At 63.5% G+C, this 21,180-nt stretch carries 24 protein-coding genes and 1 tRNA gene; 6 read left to right on the forward strand and 19 right to left on the reverse strand.

Annotation, left to right across the window (positions count from 1 at the left end; genetic code table 11):
• The first annotated feature begins 109 nt into the window (after positions 1-109).
• The 3 genes from FDP25_RS14230 to FDP25_RS14240 all read left to right on the forward strand — a co-directional run bounded on the left by FDP25_RS14230 (position 110) and on the right by FDP25_RS14240 (position 2,293).
• Positions 110-754, forward strand: a complete 645-nt coding sequence (locus FDP25_RS14230) for a pyrimidine 5'-nucleotidase (protein WP_154153710.1) — start codon at positions 110-112, stop codon at positions 752-754.
• Between the two features lie 83 nt (positions 755-837).
• Positions 838-1,059, forward strand: coding sequence for a hypothetical protein (locus tag FDP25_RS14235; protein ID WP_154153713.1), 222 nt, complete (start codon positions 838-840; stop codon positions 1,057-1,059).
• 31 nt (positions 1,060-1,090) lie between these two features.
• Positions 1,091-2,293, forward strand: coding sequence for a UbiH/UbiF family hydroxylase (locus FDP25_RS14240; protein WP_154153716.1), 1,203 nt, complete (start codon positions 1,091-1,093; stop codon positions 2,291-2,293).
• Positions 2,294-2,297: 4 nt separating this feature from the next.
• Here FDP25_RS14240 and FDP25_RS14245 read toward each other — a convergent pair whose 3' ends face one another.
• The 3 genes from FDP25_RS14245 to FDP25_RS14255 all read right to left on the reverse strand — a co-directional run bounded on the left by FDP25_RS14245 (position 2,298) and on the right by FDP25_RS14255 (position 4,438).
• Positions 2,298-3,425 carry an aminotransferase class V-fold PLP-dependent enzyme gene (locus FDP25_RS14245; protein WP_154153719.1) on the reverse strand — a complete coding sequence of 376 codons (1,128 nt, stop codon included), beginning with the start codon at positions 3,423-3,425 and terminating at the stop codon, positions 2,298-2,300.
• A 102-nt stretch (positions 3,426-3,527) separates the two neighbouring features.
• Positions 3,528-3,986: an Lrp/AsnC family transcriptional regulator gene (locus tag FDP25_RS14250; protein ID WP_154153722.1), complete on the reverse strand. Its 459-nt coding sequence runs from the start codon at positions 3,984-3,986 to the stop codon at positions 3,528-3,530.
• The gene (locus FDP25_RS14255) at positions 3,983-4,438 is read right to left on the reverse strand and encodes an Lrp/AsnC family transcriptional regulator (protein WP_154153724.1); all 456 of its coding nucleotides are present in this window, start codon (positions 4,436-4,438) and stop codon (positions 3,983-3,985) included. The genes FDP25_RS14250 and FDP25_RS14255 overlap by 4 nt, the downstream gene beginning before the upstream one ends.
• A 128-nt stretch (positions 4,439-4,566) precedes the next feature.
• On the opposite strand from FDP25_RS14255, the gene ilvC reads away from it, so the two are divergent.
• Positions 4,567-5,589 carry a ketol-acid reductoisomerase gene (gene ilvC / locus FDP25_RS14260; RefSeq protein ID WP_154153727.1) on the forward strand — a complete coding sequence of 341 codons (1,023 nt, stop codon included), beginning with the start codon at positions 4,567-4,569 and terminating at the stop codon, positions 5,587-5,589.
• Positions 5,590-5,666: 77 nt separating this feature from the next.
• On the opposite strand, the gene FDP25_RS17345 is transcribed toward ilvC, so the two are convergent.
• On the reverse strand, positions 5,667-5,789 hold the full coding sequence (locus tag FDP25_RS17345) for a hypothetical protein (RefSeq protein WP_281350484.1): 123 nt from the start codon (positions 5,787-5,789) through the stop codon (positions 5,667-5,669).
• A 140-nt stretch (positions 5,790-5,929) separates the two neighbouring features.
• On the opposite strand from FDP25_RS17345, the gene FDP25_RS14265 reads away from it, so the two are divergent.
• Positions 5,930-6,811, forward strand: coding sequence for a DMT family transporter (locus tag FDP25_RS14265; protein ID WP_154155013.1), 882 nt, complete (start codon positions 5,930-5,932; stop codon positions 6,809-6,811).
• Between the two features lie 118 nt (positions 6,812-6,929).
• On the opposite strand, the gene folP is transcribed toward FDP25_RS14265, so the two are convergent.
• The 6 genes from folP to lipB form a co-directional block, all read right to left on the reverse strand.
• The gene (gene folP, locus FDP25_RS14270; protein ID WP_154153730.1) at positions 6,930-7,943 is read right to left on the reverse strand and encodes a dihydropteroate synthase; all 1,014 of its coding nucleotides are present in this window, start codon (positions 7,941-7,943) and stop codon (positions 6,930-6,932) included.
• A gap of 71 nt (positions 7,944-8,014) precedes the next feature.
• Complete coding sequence (locus tag FDP25_RS14275; RefSeq protein WP_154153732.1) at positions 8,015-8,947, reverse strand: dihydroneopterin aldolase; 933 nt, start codon at positions 8,945-8,947, stop codon at positions 8,015-8,017.
• Positions 8,948-9,035: 88 nt separating this feature from the next.
• Positions 9,036-9,599, reverse strand: coding sequence for a hypothetical protein (locus FDP25_RS14280; RefSeq protein WP_154153735.1), 564 nt, complete (start codon positions 9,597-9,599; stop codon positions 9,036-9,038).
• A gap of 76 nt (positions 9,600-9,675) precedes the next feature.
• Positions 9,676-11,349: a cytochrome c oxidase subunit I gene (gene ctaD, locus FDP25_RS14285; protein WP_154153738.1), complete on the reverse strand. Its 1,674-nt coding sequence runs from the start codon at positions 11,347-11,349 to the stop codon at positions 9,676-9,678.
• Between the two features lie 212 nt (positions 11,350-11,561).
• The gene (locus FDP25_RS14290) at positions 11,562-11,954 is read right to left on the reverse strand and encodes a c-type cytochrome (RefSeq protein WP_154153741.1); all 393 of its coding nucleotides are present in this window, start codon (positions 11,952-11,954) and stop codon (positions 11,562-11,564) included.
• A 270-nt stretch (positions 11,955-12,224) separates the two neighbouring features.
• Positions 12,225-12,878, reverse strand: coding sequence for a lipoyl(octanoyl) transferase LipB (gene lipB / locus FDP25_RS14295; RefSeq protein WP_154153744.1), 654 nt, complete (start codon positions 12,876-12,878; stop codon positions 12,225-12,227).
• 161 nt (positions 12,879-13,039) lie between these two features.
• Between lipB and FDP25_RS14300 the strand changes: the two genes are divergently transcribed.
• Positions 13,040-13,126 (forward strand) — tRNA-Leu (locus FDP25_RS14300).
• Positions 13,127-13,193: 67 nt separating this feature from the next.
• On the opposite strand, the gene FDP25_RS14305 is transcribed toward FDP25_RS14300, so the two are convergent.
• From FDP25_RS14305 to FDP25_RS14345, 9 genes are all read right to left on the reverse strand, one after another.
• Complete coding sequence (locus FDP25_RS14305) at positions 13,194-14,264, reverse strand: DUF1513 domain-containing protein (RefSeq protein WP_154153747.1); 1,071 nt, start codon at positions 14,262-14,264, stop codon at positions 13,194-13,196.
• A gap of 4 nt (positions 14,265-14,268) precedes the next feature.
• Positions 14,269-15,255 (reverse strand): imelysin family protein, encoded by a 987-nt coding sequence (locus FDP25_RS14310; RefSeq protein ID WP_154153750.1) that lies wholly within the window; start codon positions 15,253-15,255, stop codon positions 14,269-14,271.
• The gene (locus FDP25_RS14315; protein ID WP_154153753.1) at positions 15,252-16,808 is read right to left on the reverse strand and encodes a di-heme oxidoreductase family protein; all 1,557 of its coding nucleotides are present in this window, start codon (positions 16,806-16,808) and stop codon (positions 15,252-15,254) included. Before FDP25_RS14315 ends, FDP25_RS14310 begins: the two co-directional genes overlap by 4 nt.
• Positions 16,809-16,855: 47 nt before the next feature.
• A complete protein-coding gene (locus FDP25_RS14320) occupies positions 16,856-18,118 on the reverse strand; it encodes an imelysin family protein (RefSeq protein ID WP_154153756.1) in 1,263 nt (420 codons plus the stop codon).
• A 128-nt stretch (positions 18,119-18,246) separates the two neighbouring features.
• Positions 18,247-19,206, reverse strand: coding sequence for an energy transducer TonB family protein (locus FDP25_RS17350; RefSeq protein WP_154153759.1), 960 nt, complete (start codon positions 19,204-19,206; stop codon positions 18,247-18,249).
• The gene (locus tag FDP25_RS14330; RefSeq protein ID WP_154153762.1) at positions 19,203-19,589 is read right to left on the reverse strand and encodes an ExbD/TolR family protein; all 387 of its coding nucleotides are present in this window, start codon (positions 19,587-19,589) and stop codon (positions 19,203-19,205) included. The genes FDP25_RS17350 and FDP25_RS14330 overlap by 4 nt, the downstream gene beginning before the upstream one ends.
• Positions 19,586-19,933, reverse strand: a complete 348-nt coding sequence (locus FDP25_RS14335) for an ExbD/TolR family protein (protein ID WP_154153765.1) — start codon at positions 19,931-19,933, stop codon at positions 19,586-19,588. Before FDP25_RS14335 ends, FDP25_RS14330 begins: the two co-directional genes overlap by 4 nt.
• A gap of 25 nt (positions 19,934-19,958) precedes the next feature.
• Complete coding sequence (locus FDP25_RS14340; protein WP_154153768.1) at positions 19,959-20,615, reverse strand: MotA/TolQ/ExbB proton channel family protein; 657 nt, start codon at positions 20,613-20,615, stop codon at positions 19,959-19,961.
• The gene (locus tag FDP25_RS14345; protein ID WP_154153771.1) at positions 20,612-21,046 is read right to left on the reverse strand and encodes a hypothetical protein; all 435 of its coding nucleotides are present in this window, start codon (positions 21,044-21,046) and stop codon (positions 20,612-20,614) included. Before FDP25_RS14345 ends, FDP25_RS14340 begins: the two co-directional genes overlap by 4 nt.
• Positions 21,047-21,180 lie beyond the last annotated feature (134 nt).

Genomic DNA, 21,180 nt, shown 5'->3' on the forward strand with positions numbered 1-21,180 from the left:
ATTGGTTCCGTCCCTGCGTGTTTATTATCGGCAAACCGTACGCCCCGGGGCGCATACGATCAAGCCTTGGTACATTGCGCCCATTGTCGCGGCGGGCTACCTTCGGCCCATGCCGAAACAGGACTTTTCACATGTCGAAACCTGGGTTTTCGACCTCGATAACACGCTCTATTGCCCAAGTGTGCGCCTCTTCGACCAGATCGAGGTGAAAATGACCGATTACGTCATGCGGCGGCTGAACGTGGGACGCGCAGAGGCCGACCGCCTGAGGGATCACTATTGGCGCCACCATGGCACCACGCTTGCCGGGTTGATGCGCGAACATGACATGGAGCCGCAGGATTATCTTGAGGCGGTGCATGACATATCTTTCGACGCGCTCACGCCCGACCCCGAGTTGCGTGCACGTGTTACCGCATTACCGGGGCGCCGGATCGTCTACACCAATGGAAGCGCCCCCTATGCTGAGAGAGTGATCGACCGGCGCGGGTTGTCCGGGGTGTTCGATGCGGTCTATGGGGTCGAGCATGCCGATTACCGCCCCAAACCCGAGCGCGCGGCCTTCGATGCCATATTCACACGCGACGGCGTGGTGCCAACCCGCGCCGCGATGTTCGAGGATGACCCCCGCAATCTTGCCGCCCCGCATGATATGGGGATGCGCACCGTCCACGTCGCCCCAAAGGCACATGACGCGGCTTATATTCACCATCATACCGCTGACTTGAGTGATTTCCTGGCCAAACTCGTCTGACCGCCTGCCTGCGTCGAAACGCGCCTTTCGCCCGGGGGCGTGGCGCCTATGTAAGGGGCAGTTCAACCCGATAAGAGGCGATAATGACCGCGACCGATACCCAGACCAATAACGACACCATGTCCCATGCCGCATCCACAACGGGGGAGGGGCGTCTTGCCGCGAAAATATTGGTGACGGTTCTGTTAGCCATGATCGGCTGGGGCCTGAGTATTGCCACATGGGGCATCCCGGGGCTTTACATTCCGGCGTTGGCCATGGTGCCCGTGATGATGGGGATCTTGTTGCTGATCTCGCGCGGATAGGGCATTCGTTCGAAAAAAGGAGGGCCGCACCATGACCACGAGACACGTCGACATCGTCGTATCCGGAGGGGGTGTTGCCGGCCTGACCGCGGCGGCAGTGTTCGGTGCAGCAGGGTTTTCCGTTGTCTGCGTTGATCCCGCCCCGCCGGTGACCGAACGGGATGCACAGGGATCGGACCTGCGCACAACCGCCTTCCTGCAACCGTCGCAGGCCTTTCTGGAGCAAGCGGGGGTGTGGGAGCGGTTTGCGCCCCATGCGGCCGATTTGCAGGTCATGCGCATCGTGGACGCGGGGGGCGACGTGTCCGAGCCGCGCATCGTCAAGGAATTCGATGCCTCGGACATCTCTGAAAAACCTTTTGGCTGGAACCTGCCCAACTGGTTGTTGCGGCGCGAACTCGTCGCGCAGCTTGAAAACCTTGAGACCGTGGAGTTTCGTCCGGGCACCGGGTTCAAGTCGCTCTTTACCCGCGAAAGCGAAGCGCGGGTCGAGCTGTCGGATGGTTCGCGCTTGCGGGCCAAGCTGGTGATCGCCGCCGACGGCCGTAACTCGCCGGTACGCGAGGCGGCGGGGATCGAGGTGACCACCACCCGCTACGGCCAAAAGGCCCTTGCCTTTGCCGTGACACATCCGATCCCGCACGAGAATGTCTCGACCGAGATACACCGCTGGGGCGGGCCGTTTACCCTTGTGCCTCTGCCGGATTACCAGGGGCGTCCTTCGTCCGCCATCGTCTGGATGGAGGAAGGGCCCGAGGTCAAGCGATTGGCGGCCTTGCCACAAGACGAGTTCGAGCAAGAAATGAACGAACGGTCATGCTTGCTTTTCGGGCCGCTGACATTGGCGTCGAACCGAACCGTCTGGCCGATCATCAGTCAGTTGGCCGAGACGATGTATTCCGAGCGTGTGGCGCTTGTGGCCGAGGCCGCGCATGTGGTGCCCCCCATCGGGGCGCAGGGGCTGAACATGAGCCTTGCGGATATGCGCGTGCTTTTGGAACTGGCGCAGGCGAACCCCGACAGGTTGGGCGATGCCGAAATGCTGGCTACCTATCACCGTCGCCGTCACCTTGAGGTGAAGGCGCGAGTGACAGGGATCGACGTGCTGAACCGTGCCTCGATGATGCGGGCCAAGCCTCTGCGCGATGCGCGCGCCATGGGGCTTAACGCGATTTACTCGCTGGCCCCGGTGCGCAAGACCCTCATGCAACTGGGCCTTGGCGCACGCGGCTGAGCGTTTAAATCACCTTGTCGAGCACCGCTTTCAGGCGGTTCAGGCTGCCGTCGACATCATAGAGTTTATCCAGCCCGAACAGACCAAGCCGGAAGGTGCGAAAGCCCTCGGGCTCATTGCATTGCAAGGGTACACCGGCGGCAATCTGCATGCCTTCGGCGGCGAATTTGCTGCCGTTCTGAATGTCGGGATCATCGGTGTAGCTTACGACCACCCCAGGCGCTCCGAAGCCTTCAGCGGCGACCGAGGTGACGCCTTTCTCGGCCAGCATGGCGCGTACACCATTGCCCAAGGCCCATTGTGCCTCGCGCAGCTTTTCAAAACCGTAATCGCGGGTTTCCAGCATGGTGTCACGGAAGGCGCGCAGGGCATCGGTGGGCATGGTGGCATGATACGCATGGCCCCCGTTTTCATAGGCCTGCATGATCTGGTGCCACTTCTTGAGGTCGATTGCAAAGCTGTTCGAGGTGGTGTTCTCCAATCGCTGAAGCGCGCGTTCCGACATCATCACAAGCCCGGCCGAGGGCGAGGCCGACCAGCCCTTTTGCGGGGCCGAAATCAGGACATCCACACCCGTTTTCTGCATGTCGATCCATGCACAACCCGAGGCGATACAATCCAGCACCATGAGCGCGCCAACCTCATGCGCGGCCTTGGCCAGTTCGGTCACGTAATCCTCGGGCAGGATCAGCCCGGCGGAGGTTTCTACATGCGGGGCAAAAACGACATCGGGTTTGGCTTCGCGGATCTGGGTGCAGACCTCGTCGATCGGGGCGGGGGCGAAAGGGGCTTTGGGCCCATTGCCGGTTTGACGGGCCATGCAAACGGTCGTGTCGGAGGTGAATTTTCCAGCCTCGAAAATCTGGGTCCAGCGGTAGGAAAACCAGCCGTTGCGCACGATCAGGGCATGGGCATCATGGCCGAACTGTCGGGCCACGGCCTCCATGGCGTAGGTGCCGCCGCCGGGGATGAGGGCCACCGCATCGGCCTTGTAGACCTCTTTCAGCATCCCGGAGATGTCGGTCATCACCTTTTGGAAGGCTTTGCTCATGTGATTGAGCGAGCGGTCGGTGAAGACCACCGAGTATTCCAGAAGGCCGTCGGGGTCGATGTGATCAAGAAGGGCGGTCATTCCAAGCTCCTGCACGTGAGTGTGTGCAGGTAACTGACCTCAATAGAAATCATATGTCCATGCGCGGAAGCGACATGTTTTAAATTAATCGATCCTCTTGGGTCAGCCAATCGGGCCGGGGCGCCGTTCCTCGCTTAAAAGGACATTCGCCTCGATGTCCCCGACACCGGGAAGTGTCATAAGGCGGCGTCTCAAGACCCGCTCGAAATCCGAAATATCCCGCGCGACGACGCGCAGGCGGTAGTCGTAGAGGCCAAGGATGTGTTCCACCGTTTGCACCTCGGGGATGGCCGAGACCGCGCGTTCGAAGTCATCAAGGCTGACACGGCCCTTGGTGGCAAGTTTGACCCCCAGAAAGACCGTTACCCCGAATCCCAGCTTTTCCGCATCCAGATCAAGGCGTTGCCCGCGGATGACGCCTGCATCGCGGAGGCGCTTGATGCGGCGCCATGTGGCCGGTTGCGACAGCCCCAGTTTGCGGCCAAGGGCACTGGCGCTTTGGGTGGCGTCACGACTGAGCTCTCGAAGCAACTGGCGGTCGGTGGTGTCGAGGTCGGTCATAGCGGCAGAACCTCGTCTGATTTCAGGCGCGCGACATGCATCAGCGCCTCGATATCCGCAATATGCGGCAAGGTCAGGATCGTCGTGCGGTACAGCTGTTGATAATGCTGCATGTCCCGTGCGATGACCGAAAGGCGTAGGTCGACGCGACCCAAGAATGATTGAATTTCAACAACTTCTGGAATGTTCTTCGCCTTCTCTGTGAACTCCTCGAAGGCGCGTGGCTGTGTCTTGTCAAGCGTGACACGCAGGGACACTTCGACCTCGTAACCAAGCGCGTGCCAGTCGATTACCGCGTAGTTGCCGCGGATCACGCCATTTGCCTGCATCCGCTCCAACCTGCGCGCGCAGGTGGCCGTGGTCACGTTCGCGCGGTCGGCCAGGTCAGCGGCCGACAGGCTGGGGTCGTGTTGGTAATGGCGCAGGATGCGTCTATCGATGTCGTCAAGCATGAAGTTCGCCATGATTAATCAAACAGCGCATGATTATCACGAAAATTGGCGATTATAAATGTCTTTTGCTCTGCATCCTCGGGGAGGATCGCTAGGATGACGCTATCCAAGCAGAAAAGGAGAGCGCCATGCGCGTTTATTATGATCGCGATTGCGATATCAACCTGATCAAAGACAAGAAAGTCGCCATTCTGGGGTACGGCAGCCAAGGCCACGCCCACGCCCTGAACCTGCGCGACAGCGGTGCCAAGAACCTCTGTGTGGCCCTGCGCGAGGGCTCGGCCTCGGCCAAGAAGGCGCAGGCCGAAGGCCTTGAAGTCAAAGAGATTTCCGAAGCCGCAGCATGGTGTGACGTGATGATGTTCACGATGCCCGACGAGCTTCAGGCAGAGACCTACAAGAAATATGTGCACGACCACATCAAGCCCGGCGCGGCAATTGCCTTTGCCCACGGTCTGAACGTGCACTTCGGCCTGATTGAGCCGAAAGAAGGCGTTGACGTGATCATGATGGCCCCGAAAGGCCCCGGTCACACCGTGCGCGGCGAATACGTCAAAGGCGGCGGCGTGCCTTGCCTTGTGGCCGTGGACACCGATGCCTCGGGCAAAGCCCTCGAAATCGGCCTCAGCTACTGCTCGGCCATCGGTGGTGGCCGCTCGGGTATCATCGAGACCAACTTCAAGGAAGAGTGCGAAACCGACCTCTTCGGTGAGCAGGCGGTTCTTTGTGGCGGTGTTGTCGAACTGATCCGCATGGGCTTTGAAACCCTTGTTGAGGCGGGCTATGCCCCTGAAATGGCTTACTTTGAGTGCTTGCACGAGGTGAAGCTGATCGTTGACCTGATCTATGAAGGCGGCATCGCCAACATGAACTACTCGATCTCGAACACAGCCGAGTATGGCGAGTATGTCAGCGGTCCGCGGGTTCTGCCTTATGAGCGCACCAAGAAAGAGATGAAGGCGATCCTGCACGATATCCAGTCGGGCAAGTTCGTGCGTGACTTCATGCAGGAAAACGCCGTGGGGCAGCCCTTCTTCAAAGGCACTCGTCGGATGAACGACGCACACCAGATCGAAGAGGTCGGTGAGAAACTGCGCGCGATGATGCCCTGGATCTCGGCCGGCAAGATGGTCGATAAAGAAAAGAACTAAGTTTCAGTATCTTACTGAATGAACTTGATCCGGCCCCACAGGGCCGGATCGGCAAGTTTTCAAGCCTTGCGATACACTTATTCAACCCTGACACGGTGAGGGTCGTGCTCGTCTTCTTCGTTGGCATTGTTGCGCAGGACGAAGAGGCCCAGAAGGGCCATGAGTGTCAGGGTCACAATGGGTATCACAAAGATGTTCATGGTACGCTCCTTTCGTTGCTTACCTGCGTGACAACGTGGGGCGGTCAGTTTCCAGATAAAACGAGACGTCCTGTCACGGGGGGATCAAAGTATTGACTAAAAAGGAAAATCTTCCCGATATCACCGCTCAGAGCTGGGTGATGGTGGCGGCCTTGGGCCTGATTTGGGGCGCGACCTTCATGGTGATCGAGTTGGCGCTGGAAGGGATCACGCCCTTCTGGTTGGCCGCTGCCCGGATTGGTTTCGCGACGCTGTTGATGATCGCATTCTGGGGGTGTCGGGGCTTTAAGTTATTCGTAGAACCCATTGGAAAACCAGATATTTTCCGGCTCATCATCATTGGTGCGTTGTCCTCGGCCGTTCCTTTCATGTTGCTCAGTTGGGGGCAACAATATGTGACCTCCGGCTTTGCAGGTGTCTCCATGGCCGGGGTGGCCCTGATGGTTTTGCCCTTGGCGCATTTCCTGGTGCCGGGAGAGCGTTTGACGGTTCGCAAGACCTTGGGATTCGTCATCGGGTTTGTTGGCGTGGTGATCCTGATCGGTGGGCAAGCCTTTGAAACAACAGGGGAATTCCTTGAGCCATTTGGGCGTTTGGCCTGCCTTTCGGCGGCTGCGTGCTATGCGTTGAGCTCGGTCCAGATGCGGCTTTTGCCGGATGTGGACTCGATCGGGTTGAACGCGGTGACGCTGCTGATCGGTGCGGTGATCGTGGTCGCCGCAGCATGGGGCATCGAGGGCCCGCCCCCAACAGTGGATCGCAACACGTTGTTTATATTGCTTTTTCTTGGATTGGTGCCGACCGCCGGGGCAAGCCTGTTGCGGGTTCTGGTGATCCGTACGGCGGGGCCGGTGTTTATGAGCCTCGTCAATTACCAAGTGCCGGTCTGGTCGGTGGTGCTGGGCGGTTTGATCCTGTCCGAGCCTTTGCCACCAAGCCTTTTGACGGCTTTGGCACTTATCTTGTGCGGGGTAGCCCTGAGCCAATACGGGGCGCTCAGCCGCTTGTTCAGACGTCGTTAACCTATGTACGAGTCGTACGTTTCGTACGCGAGTTTCGTACGAAAATCACAGGGTCGCCGGGATATTTCGTACGAGTCGTACGACATTCGAGGTGTTTCGCGGAGACCGAGGGGGTGAGTCAGGTTGCCTGACCCAATGTCGCCGCCTGCCAGAGGCGCAGCGCCTCGTCGGTTTCGCGCACGTCATGGATGCGCAGCATCTGCACCCCTTGGGCGACCCCGGCCAATGCCACGGCGATGGAGCCGGGGGCGCGGTGGCGGGCCTCCTCGGTGCCGCCGAGAGTGCCGATGAATCGCTTACGCGAGGCCCCAAGAAGGATGGGGCAGCCGAGCGAATGGAAAAGCGCGAGGTTTTGCAGAAGCGTCAGGTTGTGCTCCAGCGTTTTGCCGAAGCCGATACCGGGGTCGGTGATGATCCGGGCGCGCGGAATGCCTGTGGCCTCAAGCGCGGTGATCCGCTCTTCCAGATAATCGTAGATGTCGAGGGCCACGTTATCGTAGCGCGGATCGACCTGCATGATGTCGGGCGTGCCCTGGGCGTGCATGACGCAGACGGGCAAACCGGCCTCGGCGGCGAAGGGGGCGAGGGCGGGATCGAAGGTGAAGCCCGCCACGTCGTTGATGAGCGACGCCCCCGCCTCATGCGCAGCGCGGGCGACGGCGGCCTTGCGGGTGTCGATGGAGATCGGCACGGCAGAGGCGGCGCGGATGCTTTCGATCACCGGGGCGGTGCGGCGGATTTCCTCGTCAATCGCGACTTCCTCGGCGCCGGGGCGGGTGCTTTCGCCGCCCACGTCGATGATCGTGGCCCCTTGGGCCTGCATGTCCGCCGCGTGGGCCAGCGCGGCCCGGAGGTCATCGTGTTCCCCGCCGTCCGAGAAGCTGTCGGGGGTGACGTTGAGGATGCCCATGAGGTGCGGCGCGTCGAAGGCGAGGCCCGCGATGGGGGCGCGGGGCGCGGTGAGGCGGTCGCGGGCCTCTTGCGGCAGCTCTGTGGCGGGCAGGAGGCGGGAGGGCGCGTCGCGATAGAGAACTTCGACCGTGTCGAACCATGTCCAGCCACCGGCGAGAGGCAGCGCGCCTTCGGGGCGCGTTTGGTCGGTGCGGGGGATGGGGCGGTAATAGGTGGTCATCGGGGCGTCCTTTGCAGGGGATGCCCCTTTATTGGGCCATGAGGCCCCGGGTCAAGCCCGGGGCGGTTCGATCAAAGGCCCGATTGTGCGATGTCCTGAATGAGGACAGGTACGGGGGCCGAGGCCGGGGGCGGGGTTTCCCCGATGAGGAGAAGGTCGGAAGCCTCGATATGACCCGCGAACCACGCGGCCAGCGCCACGGGATCGTCGGGGCCGGTTTCCGGGCCATCGACGGCATCGAGCACGATCTTGGAGGGCGCCCAGACGCTGATCTGGCCGTTTTTCATGGCCCAGTCCAACTCGGTCCGGGTGCCGACGACGACGCAGCGGTCGTCACGCCCTGCCAGAACCCAAGCGTTTTGCTCCAGCGCCAGAAGATCGACACGGCGTTGGGTCATGTTGTGGCCGGTCTTGGGGCTGTCTGCCTCGGCGTGGCCGACGCAGAGGATCACGGGTTCGGCGCGGGCCTCAAGCTGATCGAGCCATGGGCCGAGGTTCGGTGACTGGATTGCAGCGTTCGTCAGGTAAACGACATGCGGATGCGGTGTGGTGTCGGCGAGGGGGGCGACGGGCTTGGTTGCGAGGTCTTCGACCGAGCGCACGATTTCCACGCCAAGCGCGCCGGGGCCGCGATCGAGCTTTTCGATACGGACGAAGGTGCGCACCGCCTGCGGCTCCCAGAGGATGAGTTCGGCGATCCGGTCGGCGAGGGTTTCCAGCAGGTTCAGGCGTTCTTCGGCGAGGGCCGCCTCGATCGCCTCGGTCACCTTGTCATAGCTGAGGATGCGATCCACGTCGTCATCGAGCGGGTCGGTGATGGGCCGGACCTCGACCACCACGTTGAAGCAGACGCGCTGGGTGACGCCGCGTTCGGCCTGAAAGGCGCCGATCTCGACCTCGACGATATGATCGCGGACCGAGATACGATCCAGCGGGCCGTCGGGGGCGGTGGCATCGGCGCGTTCCGAGGGGTGTTCGAAGGCGAGGCGGATTTCGTTGGACATGGGCTTTCCTGCGTCTGGTGCGGGCCGGGGTAGCATGGGGGCACATGCACGGGAAAGGGTGAATGCGACGGCTGAGCCCTGTGGCGCGTCACTTGGCGCGGTGGAGGGCGGTTTTCAGCCGCCAGAGCAGGGAGCCGAGGAAAAGAGCCAGCAGGAGCCCGCCAGCGGCATAGGTGATATAGGCGAGGGTGACTTCGAGGGTATGCGCGGCGCTGAAGCGGTCGGCGACCTCGGTGTAGCGGCGGGGGATTTGCCCAAGCGTCAGGGTTTGCACGATGGGGGTGAGGGCCAGCCCGCCCGCGAATGGCCAGAACAGCCAGCGGGTCAGGCGGGGCAGGTACATCGCACCGAGTATCTGTTGCAGGGCGAGAAAGGCGGTGACGGCCAGCAGGAGCGTGCCGACGGGGCGGGCGAAGTTCAGCTGTGACGCCACATAGTATGTATCGTGCAGCCTGCCGTTTCGGGTGGTGGATGTGATGCGGAGGGGCTGCGGGTTTTCATCAAGGAGGGCCGGTATCAGGTCCATCGTCACGTCCGCGGCCAGAAACCCGAGCCCGGCCAGACCAAAAAGCCAGGGCGGGCGTGCGCCCCTGGCGTGCATTAGGGCCGCTGTGGCGAAGACTACAATCGCGGTGAGGGTGTAGGGGGACATGGCGGCACTCGGGACGTTAAAAGAAACAAGCCCCGGAGGAATCTCCGGGGCTTGTGGGTTTTAGGTTAGCCGAAGCTTAGTGCGCCGGTTGCTTGTCCCAGTCTTCCTGTTTGGGAAGCTGCTCGAACGTATGCTCCGGCGGCGGGCTGGGCAGGGTCCATTCCAGCGTGTCGGCGTATTCGTTCCAGGGGTTGTTCTCGGTGACGCGGGCGCCACGGGTCAGCGCGTAGAACACCACGCCGAAGAAGAACACGAAGCTGGCGAAGCTGATGAAGGCCCCGATCGACGACCAGTAGTTCCAGACCGCGAAGGCCTCGGGGTAGTCGATGTAGCGGCGCGGCATGCCCTGACGGCCCAGGAAGTGCTGGGGGAAGAAGGTCAGGTTGGCGCCGATGAACATGGCCCAGAAGTGCAGCTTGCCGGCCCATTCGGGGTACATCTTGCCGGTCATCTTGGGGAAGTAGAAGTAGATCCCCGCGAAGATGCCGAAGACGGCGCCGAGGCTCATCACGTAGTGGAAGTGCGCCACGACATAGTAGGTATCGTGGTAGGCACGGTCGACACCGGCCTGCGACAGGACGATGCCAGTCACGCCGCCCACTGTGAAGAGGAACAGGAACCCGAAGGCCCAGAGCATCGGCGTGCGGAACTCAATCGAGCCGCCCCACATGGTGGCGATCCAGCTGAAGACCTTCACGCCGGTGGGCACCGCGATGACCATGGTGGCCAGCATGAAGTAGCTTTGCTGCGTCAGGGACATGCCCACGGTGTACATGTGGTGCGCCCAGACGACGAAGCCGAGGAAGCCGATGGCGATCAGCGCCCAGACCATCGGCAGGTAACCGAAGATCGGTTTGCGGCTGAAGGTCGAGATCACGTGGCTGATGATGCCGAAGGCGGGCAGGATGATGATATACACCTCGGGGTGGCCGAAGAACCACAGGATGTGCTGGTACAGCACCGGGTCGCCGCCGCCTGCGGGATCGAAGAAGGTGGTCCCGAAGTTACGGTCCATCAGCAGCATGGTGATGGCCCCGGCCAGCACGGGCAGGGACAGAAGGATCAGCCATGCGGTGACAAAGATCGACCATGCGAAGAGCGGCACCTTGAAGAGCGTCATCCCCGGGGCGCGCATGTTCAGGAAGGTGGTGATCATGTTGATCGCGCCGAGGATCGAGCTTGCGCCTGAGACGTGCACGGCAAAGATCGCCAGGTCGGTGGAGAAGCCGGCCTCGGTCGTGGACAGTGGCGGATACAGCACCCAGCCGATCCCCGAGCCCAGTTGACCGTTACCACCCGGGCTGAGCAGGGAGGCCACGCCCAGCGATGTCCCGGCCACATAGAGCCAGAAGCTGAGGTTGTTCATCCGCGGGAAGGCCATGTCGGGCGCGCCGATTTGCAGCGGCATGAAGTAGTTGCCGAAGCCGCCGAAGAGCGCCGGGATCACCACGAAGAACATCATCAGGACACCGTGGTAGGTGATCATGACGTTCCAGAGGTGGCCGTTGGGGGTACATTCGCCCGCCGCGGCCGCGGTGAAACGTGCGCCTTCAAGGCACATGTATTGAACGCCGGGCTCCATGAGCTCCATGCGCATGTAAACGGTGAAGATAACCGAAATCAGGCCGACGATTGCCGAAGTGACCAGGTAAAGAAGGCCGATGTCCTTGTGGTTAGTGGACATGAACCAACGGGCGAAAAACCCGCGCTGATCTTCGTGCTCGTGGCCGTGAATGGCTGCGTCTGCCATTGTGTGCCTCCTGCTGATGGTCTTTGAACACACGAATCCCGTCATCGCGTGCCCTCTATCTATTCAGGTTTTAGAATGGTGGACGGGGCAGGGCAATGGACGAGTTTGACACAGATCAAATAATTTTGTCGCACCCCCCGGCGCCGGGGGGTGGCCAAAAGAAAGGGGGCCGATCCGGGTCGGCCCCCTTTTAACCCATTGAGGTAAATGGATTATTCCGAGAAAGTCGCCAAGTAGGCGGCCAGATCCTCGCCGCCTTTGCGCAGTTTGAAGGTCATTTTCGAGCGTCCGCCGATGAATTTCGACGGGTCGGTCATGTATTCGACGATGTTTTCTTCGTCCCAGACGAGGCCCTCTTCGCCCTTGGCGGCGAGATCCTTGGAATAGCGGAAATCCTCGACCGACCCGGCGGTGCGCCCGATCACGCCATAGAGGTTGGGGCCGACGGGGCCGCCACGGACGATGGTTTCGCCATCGGGGGCCTGAATGCTGTGGCAGGCCTTGCACTGACGGAAGGCTTTTTCGCCCTTGGCGGCGTCGCCTTCGGCAAGCACGGGGGCCGCAAAGGCCAGAAGGGTCGCGGAAGCGGTCAGAAGCGTTTTCATTGTGAACCTCTTGAATAGTGGGAGTGAACCGGATGGTCCTGTACTGCTGCGCGTTGGCGCGAATGAACCGTATGCTAGCGCGATGCGCAAGCGCGACTTTCGGGTGAATTGTCGCATCTGCGACTCAGGATTTGTTGGCATTGCCGAAAGGAGCGGCTTGCGCCGCGCAGATTTGAGCGCACTGCGTGCGCGGGAAAGGGGCGCTGCCCCTTGGTTGAAAATGGGATTTTCAACCTACCCCGGGGTATTGGGGCCAAGAAAAAGCGGGCTTCAGGAGCTTGGGAAGCTGTCCGGGAAGGTGCGTTTGAGGGCGACGTCGAGATCTTCCATGGTGACCGGCAGGCCGAGGTCGACGAGGCTGGTCACGCCGTGCTCGGAGATGCCGCAGGGGACGATGCCGGTGAAATGGTCGAGGTCGGGTTCGACGTTGATCGAGATGCCGTGGAAGGAGACCCATTTGCGCAGGCGGATACCGATGGCGGCGATCTTGTCCTCGGGGGTTTGGCCGGTGGCGGTGAGCGGTTTGTCGTCGCGCCGCACCCAGACGCCGACGCGGCCGTCGCGAATCTCGCCCGTGACGTTGAACTGGTCGAGCGTGGCGATGACCCATGTTTCCAACTGTTTGACGAAGGCGCGGATATCGCGGCCCCGTTGGTTGAGGTCCAGCATGACGTAGATCACCCGTTGGCCCGGGCCGTGATATGTATATTGCCCGCCGCGTTTGGAAGGGTAGACGGGGAAGCGATCGGGGTCGGTCAGGTCGGCGGGGTTGGCCGATGTGCCCGCGGTATAGAGCGGCGGGTGTTCGAGAAGCCAGATGGCCTCGTCCGCGCGGCCCTCGGCGATGGCGGCGGCGCGGGTTTCCATGTGCTGGACGGCTGTTTCGTAGTCGGTGAGCCCGGGGGAGGTGATCCATTCAACCATGGCCCGCGCTTTAACCCGAACCGGGGGCTTTGGGAAGGTGGCAACGACGTGCCGGAGGCGGGCGCAGGGGGAAAAAGTTTCGACTGGGTCAAAAACCCTGCGTTTTGCCCTTCACAAGGTGAAAGGATTTGCGTATACGCCGCCCACCTACCTGATCACGTGCGGTCGTGGCGGAATTGGTAGACGCGCAGCGTTGAGGTCGCTGTGGGGTAACACCCGTGGAAGTTCGAGTCTTCTCGACCGCACCAATCTTTCCTGACATTCGATGATATTGTGCTGTCATGGCGGGCTTTGTCGTGGCCACGGGGCCCCGCGTCAGAGGAGGACGATGTGGTTGTCCCAGGCGCAGGGCAGGCGATTGAGGGCGGTTGTGCCCTCTGGGCTGATGGCGAGCAGGCCGCCCAGCCCGTCGCTGGCGAGGTAGCCGCCCGTCAAGGGGGCGAGGCCGCAGACATCCGGGCGAGAGACCGGGCCGAGGAAGGCGCCGCTGTCGGAAAAGCGGTGCAGGCGACCGCCGCGCGGCGAGGTGATGGCGAGTTCATCCCCCGGGCCGCTGAAGGCGATGCTGCCGGCATAATCCTGCATGGCCAGTTCATCGGCCAGAGGGGCCGGGGCGAGACCCGGGGCGTTGCCCCGGCGGTGCAGGCCCAGAAGGGGCGGGGCGGTGCCGGTTTCACCCTGCCATTGCATGGCAAAGCCCACCAGCCCATCGGCGCGCACCGCGAGGTGGCGGATGGAGTTTTTCCAAAGCTCGGGATCAAGTTCGACTTGGTCGAGGATCGCGCCGCCCAGGGTCAGATAGGTCAGGTTGGGCCGCATCGTCGGGATATTGAGCTTGCGGCGGTCGGCTGGGTCGGTGGCGATGCCGCCATTGGCGACGACGAGGGTTTGCCCGTCGGGCATGAGGCGCAGGTCGTGCGGGCCGAGGCCTGCGGTGGGTCTCTCGCCGATGCGGGTATAGCCCGCCTCGACATCCCAAAGGCCGATCCGGCCCTCGCTGGTCTCGCCCGTCTGTTCGCTGGTCACGAGCAGGGCGCCGTTTTCGGCAAAGACGCCGTGGCCGTTGAAATGCTGCCCATCGGGGGGCGAGAGACGGTGCAGGACCGCGCCGCTGGTACAGTCGATGACAAGGGCGAAGGTGCCGGGGCGGCGGGCGAAGGCGACGGCCTCGGCGCGGTGGGGGTGGCCTGCGCCCGCGTGGCCGCGGGCGGGCAGGGGAACGCGGAAGGTGACCGTGCCGTTGCGATCGAGGCCGTAGAGCGCGAAGGTGCCATCGGGGTCGCGGGCGGCGGCGAGGTAGGAGGGGTCGCCCACGGCGGCCCAGCCGAGCCGCGGGGCCGCGCCCATGGCGAGAAGAGATGCGAGAAAACCGCGGCGTGTTGTCATGGTTTCAGTCCCCGTCCTGCGAGTTGAACCCCGGCGCGATGCCGAGCCGGGCGCCGATTTCGACCTGGATCGCCTCGTTCAGGCTGTGCACGGCCTGTTGCAGGACCTCGACGCGCAGGCGGGCCTGTGGATCGGTCACGTCCTGAAAGGCGGGGTCGGAGATATGCGAGGCGGCCTCGTGCAGTTTTGCCATGGCCGCGTCGGTTTCTGGCAGGTCCCAGTCGGCGAGGGCCGTGGCGAGGCCGTGGGCGGCCTCGGCGGCCATCACCGCGTTGCGCAGGCTTCGGCCCGACCGGCGCGCCTCGGCGCGGGCGGGACGGGGGCGTTCGAAGCTGCCCATGGGGCGGCCAAGGCGTTGATTGGCGGTGAAATCGAGGCTTGAGAGGATCTGGGTATAGAGGGCGCGGAGGGCCTCGTTCTCTGACAGGTAGGTGTTGTTGCCGGGCTGTCCGGCGCTGCGCAGGGTGCCGGCGTAGCTGTTGCGCCATGCGCGTGCGAGGGCGTGGGCCTGTGCGTCGAGGTCGGCGGCGATGGTGGTGACGAGGGTGCAGGTATAGCTGCCTTGCCTGTAATCCGCGAGGTCCGGGTCGAAGAGGAGCCGTTCGAGGGCGAGAAGCCCACGCGCGGCGATGGACACTTCGGCGTAGGCTTCGGCATCTTGCGCCACCGGGTCTTTCTCGGCGATGAGGCGGGCCAGGGTGCGCCCGGTGAAGCCGCGCGAATCCGGCCAGAAGGCGACGGAAAGCGCGCCGGTTTCCGAGGGGCCGAGCCGCAGGTCGGCCACGGGCATCCATGCGTCGTAGGTTGCCTGATAGGCCGGGCGCAGGGCCTTGGCGCGGCAGGTTTTCGTGGCCTGCGTGGAGAGTGCTTGGGTGGTTTTGGCGAAGTTATCGAAACCCGGCAGGATGTATTGGTCCAGCGTGTCATCGACCCCTGCGAGGGCCGTGGTCGCGAGGGCGCATGTTACGGCGAGGGGGGCGAGAAATTTCATAGGCTCTCCAGGTAGCGAATCAGGGCGGTGCGGTCGTCGGGGGGCATGTTCACAACGGTATCCCGCGCCGTTTGTGCCTCGCCACCGTGCCACAGGATGGCTTCGAGAAGCGAGCGGGCGCGACCGTCGTGCAGGAAATAGCTGTGGCCCGAGACGGTTTCGGTCAGGCCGATGCCCCAGAGCGGGGCGGTGCGCCATTCGCGCCCCGAGGCGCGGCCCTCGGGGCGGTTGTCGGCCAGGCCCGGCCCCATATCGTGCAGCAGAAGGTCGGTATAGGGCCAGATCAGCTGGAAGCTGGCCGGGTTGCCCTGTTCCAGCCGGTGGGTCACGTAATTGGCGCGGTGACAGGCGACGCAGCCGGTCTCGAAGAACACTTCGCGCCCGTGCAGCACCTGCGGGTCGTCCACGTTGCGGCGGGCGGGCACGCCCAGTGTGCGGCTGTAGAAGGTAACGAGGTCAAGGCCGGTCTGGTCGATCTCGAGCCCGTCCTGCTTGGGGTTGCCGCCGTGCAGGGCGGCGGTGCAATCGGTTTGCGCATCGGTGCATTCGCCCGCGCCTGCGGTGTGGATCGGGTTCGAGATGCCGATGTCCCCGGCGAAGGCGCTGGCGGTTTGTTCCAGAATTGTCGGGTTGCCCGCCTTGTGGCCGAAGCGGCCCAGCATGGGCCGGTCGTAGACGTCGGAGAGAACGATTTGCGGGGAGCCGGAAATGCCATCGCCGTCGGTGTCCTGCGGGTCGGCCCATGCGAGGATGTCCTGCGCCGGGATCGACTCAAGCAGGCCCATGCCGATCATCTGCGGGGCCACGCGCGGGGAAAGCATGGCCCCGGGGTGCAGCGGGCCATAGCCGAGGTCGGTGGCCTTGTAGGTTGGTTGGCGCAGGGTTGCGTGTTCGCCGCCCGAAAGGGGCACCTCGAATTCGTCGTAGGTGATCTGCATCCGTGCCTCGGGGGCGTGGCCGGGCAGGCTGAAGTCCTGAATCTGGGTGCCGTAGGTGGGGTCGGGGGCCGTGGGGTGTGTGCCCGCGATGTAGGTTTCGATCTCGGCGCTGTCGGAGGCCGGGATCGAAACGCGGAGGAACATGGAGACGGCGGAGTCTTCGGAGCCTTCGGGGGGATGGCCGCGCCCGTCCTTGAGGTGGCAGCGTTGGCAGGACCGCGCGTTGTAAAGCGGGCCGAGCCCATCTGAGGCGATGGTCGAGGCCGGGGGCGAGACCCAGAGGCGCTTGAACATCCCGTTGCCGACCTTGAAATCAAGCTCCTGTTCAAAAGACAGGTTGGCGGCGGGTTGCGAGAAGGCATCGGCGGTTTGCCGGGCGCGCACGGTTTGCGCGCCGCCGCTGTTTTCCTCGAAGGTCCAGGGCGCGGAGAAATCCGTGGGCGGCGCGGTGACCTTGGCGATGCGGTCGCGCTCGGCCCCGGTGCGCGGGATCACGTTGAGGTGGATGTCTTTCAGCCCGGCCCAAGGCACGGAGTTGTCCTCTTGTGCCGTGGCGGGGCAGGTGAGGGACAGGGCCGCGACGAGCGGCAGGGTGAAACGGGAAATGGAGCGCATGTCGGCCTCATGACGGGAGGCGCGCGATGGCGCCTCCCCATGGTGTCTTATTGGAAGACGGCGGAGGGGTTATCGAGGCTGTCGGAGCCTTCGAAGGCAATCTGATCGAGGTTCAGTTCGGTCACGACGCGTTCGATCGAGCGGGTCTGGTCGATCAGGCCGTTGACCCCGCCCATGATCAGGGCCTCGCCCGCATCGTTGCCGCGTGCCAGCATCTCGTCATAGGCGAACCCGGCCTCGGCGGCGGATTTGATCCGGCCAAGCGCCATCATGGTGCCGGACAGCTTTGCCTTCATCTCGGCGTCGAGGCCGGGGTTTTCGGCGGCCACCAGATCGCTGAGCGAGGGGCCGGAGATGACCGTGCCGTCGGTGCGCACGTATTCGCCCAGGTAAACATTCTGGATGCCGAGGCCATCGTAGTAGTGGCTGTTGTGCGTGTTGTCCGAGAAACAATCGTGCTCTTCTTCGGGGTCGTTGAGCATCAGGCCGAGGCGCATCCGTTCGCCGGCCTGCTCCCCGTAGGAGAGCGAGCCCATGCCGGTGAGGATCGCCGAAAGCCCGGCCTGTTCGTTATCCAGCAGCGCGGTGCGGGCCTCGCCGTCCTCGGCCCAGGCATTGGCCATCCATTCGAGATCGGTGACCAGCAGCTCCGTCGCGGCGGCAAGGTAGTCGGCCCGGCGGTCGCAGTTGCCGTTGGTGCAGGCCGTGCCCTGTGCGTAGTCGGTCCAGGGGCGGTTGCCTGCGCCGTCGTCGTGGCCGTTGAGATCCTGCCCCCAGAGCAGGAACTCGATGGCGTGATAGCCGGTGGCGACATTGGCCTCGATCCCGTCGGCCTCGTGCAGTTCGTTTTCCAGAAGGGCCGGGGTGATGTCGGAGGCGTCGATGGTGTCGCCGGACAGGGTGAATTCGGGGTTGGCGATGACGTTGAGCGCGGCCAGTTGGTTTTCATCCGTCGGCCCGCCGTAGGCCCCGTCGACATAGTCGATCAGGCCTTCGTCCAGCGGCCATGCGTTTACCTTGCCTTCCCAGTCGTCGACGATGGGATTGCCGAAACGGTAGACCTCGGTCTGCTGGTAGGGAACGCGGGATTCGAGCCATGCGGCGCGGGCGGCCTGAAGCGCCTCGGGCGAGGGGGCTTCGATGAGGGTGGTCACGGCCGTGTCGAGGGCGCGGGCGGCGATCAGGCTGTCCTCGTATTTCGCGGCGGCGATGTTGGCGTAGGTGTCGAGCACATCGGCGGCGGACTGGGCCTGTGCGGCCCCGGCGAGTCCGCAGGTGAGCGCGGTTGTGGCCAAGAGCATACGGGTCATGTCGTTTCCTTCCTGCTGGCATGGGATTCAAGCGCCATGCGGCTGTGCATGGCGAGGTTTCGCGTGAATACCTGACTGAAATGCTCATGAAATTCAATACCCGATTTAAAAAATCAGGTATTGTGGAATCAACGGCCCTTGATCTGGATCGAGAAGCGGCGCTGTGCCCCGCGCGGTGGTTTGGGGAAGGGGCCTGCCCTTTGGACGAGGCGCAGGGCGGCGCGGTCGAGCGAGGACGACCCGGAACTGCGCGCCAGCGAGACCGAGGTAAGCCGTCCGTTGCCGCCGATCGAGAAGGCGACGACGGCGGCGCCGCGCGCATTGACCCGTGGTTTGCCAGCGCGTGACAGTTTGCGCATGACCAGGCCGGGGTAGTTGCTGGCCGCGGCGTTGCCGGTTTCTTTTTGGTTGCCGCCGCTGCCGCTTTGGCGGGCGGTGGCCTTGGTCTTGCCCGTGGCCTCACCGGCGCGGGCGTTGCGGGTGGCGTTGCCCTGTTCGGCGGGTTTGGCCTTGGGTTTGGCGGTCTTTTTCTGGGGTTTGCGTTTGGGTTCCGGCGTGGGGCGCTGTTTGTGGGCGGCCTCGAAGGCGGCGCTTCGGGTTTTGGGCCGGAGGGAGCGGGTGACGGCAGGTGTTTCCGGTTCGGCCCCGTCGATGCGTTGGGTGGGGGTGTCGGGGGTGGCTTGGTTCGGCCGTGGAGTGCTGGCCTGCTTTGTGGGCTCGGGGTTTTGTGGTGGTTCGGTTTTGGCCGGGGCGGCAGAAAGTGTGCCGTTCGGCGTCGCCGGGGGTGTGACTTGCGGTGTTTGCGCTTTTGCGGCCGCTTTGGCGGTTTGGGTCTTGGCGGGCTCGGCCCTTTGAGGCGTTATTTTCTCAGCTGTGGCGGGCGGAGCGCTTTGCGCGCTGGGCGTCTGTGCCTGTAGCGTGCCAGCGGCCAGATCCTTGAAGGCGCTGCCGAGGCGGACATCGGCGGTGGTGCCCGCGCCTTCGATTTCCGTTGTGTCAGTCGCGGTGAGGCCCATGACGAGGGCGCCATGGGCGACGATGGCCACCGTCAGGGCCGCGGCCTTGGCGATACCGGAGGAGCGGATCATGGCAGCCCCCGTTCGGTGACGATGACGACCTGCCCGGCCCCGGCTGTGCGCAGGGCGCGGCCAAGACGGACGAGGGTTTTGGCCGGCAGATCGCGATCGGGTACGAGGCGTACCTTGTCGCGCGCCTCTGGCGGCAGGGCGGTGAAGAAAGCCGTCGCATCGGCCACTGGCGTGCCCCGGTGTGTCATGCGGCCATCGGCATGGACGACCAGCGCGTCGGCGGGGGCGTTGCCTTCGAGTTCCGTGGTCTTGACCAGGGACAGATCGGGGTCGAGCGGCACGGCGAGGGTGCCCGCCACCAGAAAGAAGATCAGCATCAGGAAGACGATGTTGATCAGCGCGATGGTGGGTTCGCGCCCCTGTTTTGCCGCCGCGCGCCTCATGTCGACTCCAGAACCGTGACGTGCAGGCCCTTGATGCCGCGCAGGGCGGCCAGAGCATCGGTGAGGCGTTGGGCGGTCACCGCGCCTTTCAGGGCGATGAGGACGGTCAGGGGGGCGTCATCCGCGCGGTATTGAACCAAGGCGTCGGGCAGGGTGGCGAGGTGCGCGGTGTTGCCGTTCAGTTGGAGGCTGTCCGGGGTGAGGGACAGAAAAACAGGCGCCTCCGGGCGGTCCGCGCCGCCTGCGCCAGCCGCGGCCAGTTCGACCTCGGAAAAGCGGGTGAAGGTGGAGGACAGCATGAAGAAGAGCAGCAACAGGAAGATGACATCGATCAGCGATGTCATCGAAAGCCTGCGTCTGCGGCGCAGTCTACGCATGGATCGATTGGGCGGCTGTCTCAGCGGCCTGTACGGACTTGTTGCCATCGGGGGCAAGGATGGTGCGCAGTGCACGTTGCGCCAGGACGCGGTCGGCATCCATGCGGGCCTCGAACCAGCTCAGGACAAGGGCGGTGGGCATGGCGACGGCCAGCCCGACGGCGGTGGTCAGCAGCGCCACCCAGATGCCGCCGGCAAGGATCGACGGATCAACCTGTGTTCCGGCTTCTTGCAGGGCTTGGAAGGCCGAGATCATGCCCAGAACGGTGCCGAACAACCCCAGAAGCGGGGCCAGTTGCGCCACGGAATCCAGCAGGCGGAACCCGCTTTCCAGCTTGGCGAACCGGGTTTCGGCCTCGGCATCCAGACGCGCGGCATCGGTTTGTCCGTCGAGCGCCATGGTGATGACCGGGCGCAGGTAGCTGCGCGATTGCCCGAGGTGTCGGCGGGCGCCGCAGTGGTCGCCATTGTCCCATGCGGCGACTGCGTCTTGCAGGGCCTTGTGGCGGCCCACGCCCGAAGTGCTGAATTGCCAGAGCTTGTAGAGCACGACCGCGAAGACCAGAACGGAGATCGCCCCGAGGAGCAGAACCACGGGGCCGCCAAGATCGACGATGCGCAGAAGTGCGTTTTGGAGTGTCGAGATCATCCGATAATCTCCACATCCGTGCGGCTTTGCAGGTCAAGATCCTTGGTGCAGGCGGCCTCGGTGACCTCGGGGCCCGAGCAGGTCTCGGCCCCGTTGATCAAGAGCCGCCCCAGCGATGCACAGGCGAGGCCGGGCACCACGAATTGCCGCACGCGGGGCCGGGCGGCGGGCAGGGTGCCGAAATCGAAGAGGGTCAGGCGGTCAACCCGGCCCTCGGTATCGAACAGCACGGCCTCGTAAACCGCTTGCTCGATGTCGAAGGGGTGGCCGTTCTGAACAAGGAAACTGATTTGGCAAGCGCCATCGGCAGGGTCCAGGGCATTGAGTTCGATGGACACATGCGCGCCTTGCACTGTCTCTGCCATAGCCGGCCCGGTGAGCAGGATGGCCCCCAGACAGGCGGCGACGAAGCGATTTGGGAACATGGTCATGGCCCCGGCCTCCGATGTTCAGTTGATCGACTGGCAAGGCGCTGTGTCTCTGCCGGATGTGAAGGCTTTATCATCGGGCACCTTTCGTTTCAATACCTGATAAAATCACTATGTTTTGGGCCGGTTGTGGCCCG

Source organism: Roseovarius bejariae (assembly GCF_009669325.1).
Classification (GTDB): domain Bacteria; phylum Pseudomonadota; class Alphaproteobacteria; order Rhodobacterales; family Rhodobacteraceae; genus Roseovarius; species Roseovarius bejariae.

Bases quoted from the DNA above. Each gene is read 5' to 3' on its own strand.
- FDP25_RS14230 (WP_154153710.1), top strand. From the start codon at position 110: ATGCCGAAACAGGACTTTTCACATGTCGAAACCTGGGTTTTCGACCTC.
- FDP25_RS14235 (WP_154153713.1), top strand. From the start codon at position 838: ATGACCGCGACCGATACCCAGACCAATAACGACACCATGTCCCATGCC.
- FDP25_RS14240 (WP_154153716.1), top strand. From the start codon at position 1,091: ATGACCACGAGACACGTCGACATCGTCGTATCCGGAGGGGGTGTTGCC.
- FDP25_RS14245 (WP_154153719.1), bottom strand. From the start codon at position 3,425: ATGACCGCCCTTCTTGATCACATCGACCCCGACGGCCTTCTGGAATAC.
- FDP25_RS14250 (WP_154153722.1), bottom strand. From the start codon at position 3,986: ATGACCGACCTCGACACCACCGACCGCCAGTTGCTTCGAGAGCTCAGT.
- FDP25_RS14255 (WP_154153724.1), bottom strand. From the start codon at position 4,438: ATGCTTGACGACATCGATAGACGCATCCTGCGCCATTACCAACACGAC.
- ilvC (WP_154153727.1), top strand. From the start codon at position 4,567: ATGCGCGTTTATTATGATCGCGATTGCGATATCAACCTGATCAAAGAC.
- FDP25_RS17345 (WP_281350484.1), bottom strand. From the start codon at position 5,789: ATGAACATCTTTGTGATACCCATTGTGACCCTGACACTCATGGCCCTT.
- FDP25_RS14265 (WP_154155013.1), top strand. From the start codon at position 5,930: ATGGTGGCGGCCTTGGGCCTGATTTGGGGCGCGACCTTCATGGTGATC.
- folP (WP_154153730.1), bottom strand. From the start codon at position 7,943: ATGACCACCTATTACCGCCCCATCCCCCGCACCGACCAAACGCGCCCC.
- FDP25_RS14275 (WP_154153732.1), bottom strand. From the start codon at position 8,947: ATGTCCAACGAAATCCGCCTCGCCTTCGAACACCCCTCGGAACGCGCC.
- FDP25_RS14280 (WP_154153735.1), bottom strand. From the start codon at position 9,599: ATGTCCCCCTACACCCTCACCGCGATTGTAGTCTTCGCCACAGCGGCC.
- ctaD (WP_154153738.1), bottom strand. From the start codon at position 11,349: ATGGCAGACGCAGCCATTCACGGCCACGAGCACGAAGATCAGCGCGGG.
- FDP25_RS14290 (WP_154153741.1), bottom strand. From the start codon at position 11,954: ATGAAAACGCTTCTGACCGCTTCCGCGACCCTTCTGGCCTTTGCGGCC.
- lipB (WP_154153744.1), bottom strand. From the start codon at position 12,878: ATGGTTGAATGGATCACCTCCCCCGGGCTCACCGACTACGAAACAGCC.
- FDP25_RS14305 (WP_154153747.1), bottom strand. From the start codon at position 14,264: ATGACAACACGCCGCGGTTTTCTCGCATCTCTTCTCGCCATGGGCGCG.
- FDP25_RS14310 (WP_154153750.1), bottom strand. From the start codon at position 15,255: ATGAAATTTCTCGCCCCCCTCGCCGTAACATGCGCCCTCGCGACCACG.
- FDP25_RS14315 (WP_154153753.1), bottom strand. From the start codon at position 16,808: ATGCGCTCCATTTCCCGTTTCACCCTGCCGCTCGTCGCGGCCCTGTCC.
- FDP25_RS14320 (WP_154153756.1), bottom strand. From the start codon at position 18,118: ATGACCCGTATGCTCTTGGCCACAACCGCGCTCACCTGCGGACTCGCC.
- FDP25_RS17350 (WP_154153759.1), bottom strand. From the start codon at position 19,206: ATGATCCGCTCCTCCGGTATCGCCAAGGCCGCGGCCCTGACGGTGGCC.
- FDP25_RS14330 (WP_154153762.1), bottom strand. From the start codon at position 19,589: ATGAGGCGCGCGGCGGCAAAACAGGGGCGCGAACCCACCATCGCGCTG.
- FDP25_RS14335 (WP_154153765.1), bottom strand. From the start codon at position 19,933: ATGACATCGCTGATCGATGTCATCTTCCTGTTGCTGCTCTTCTTCATG.
- FDP25_RS14340 (WP_154153768.1), bottom strand. From the start codon at position 20,615: ATGATCTCGACACTCCAAAACGCACTTCTGCGCATCGTCGATCTTGGC.
- FDP25_RS14345 (WP_154153771.1), bottom strand. From the start codon at position 21,046: ATGACCATGTTCCCAAATCGCTTCGTCGCCGCCTGTCTGGGGGCCATC.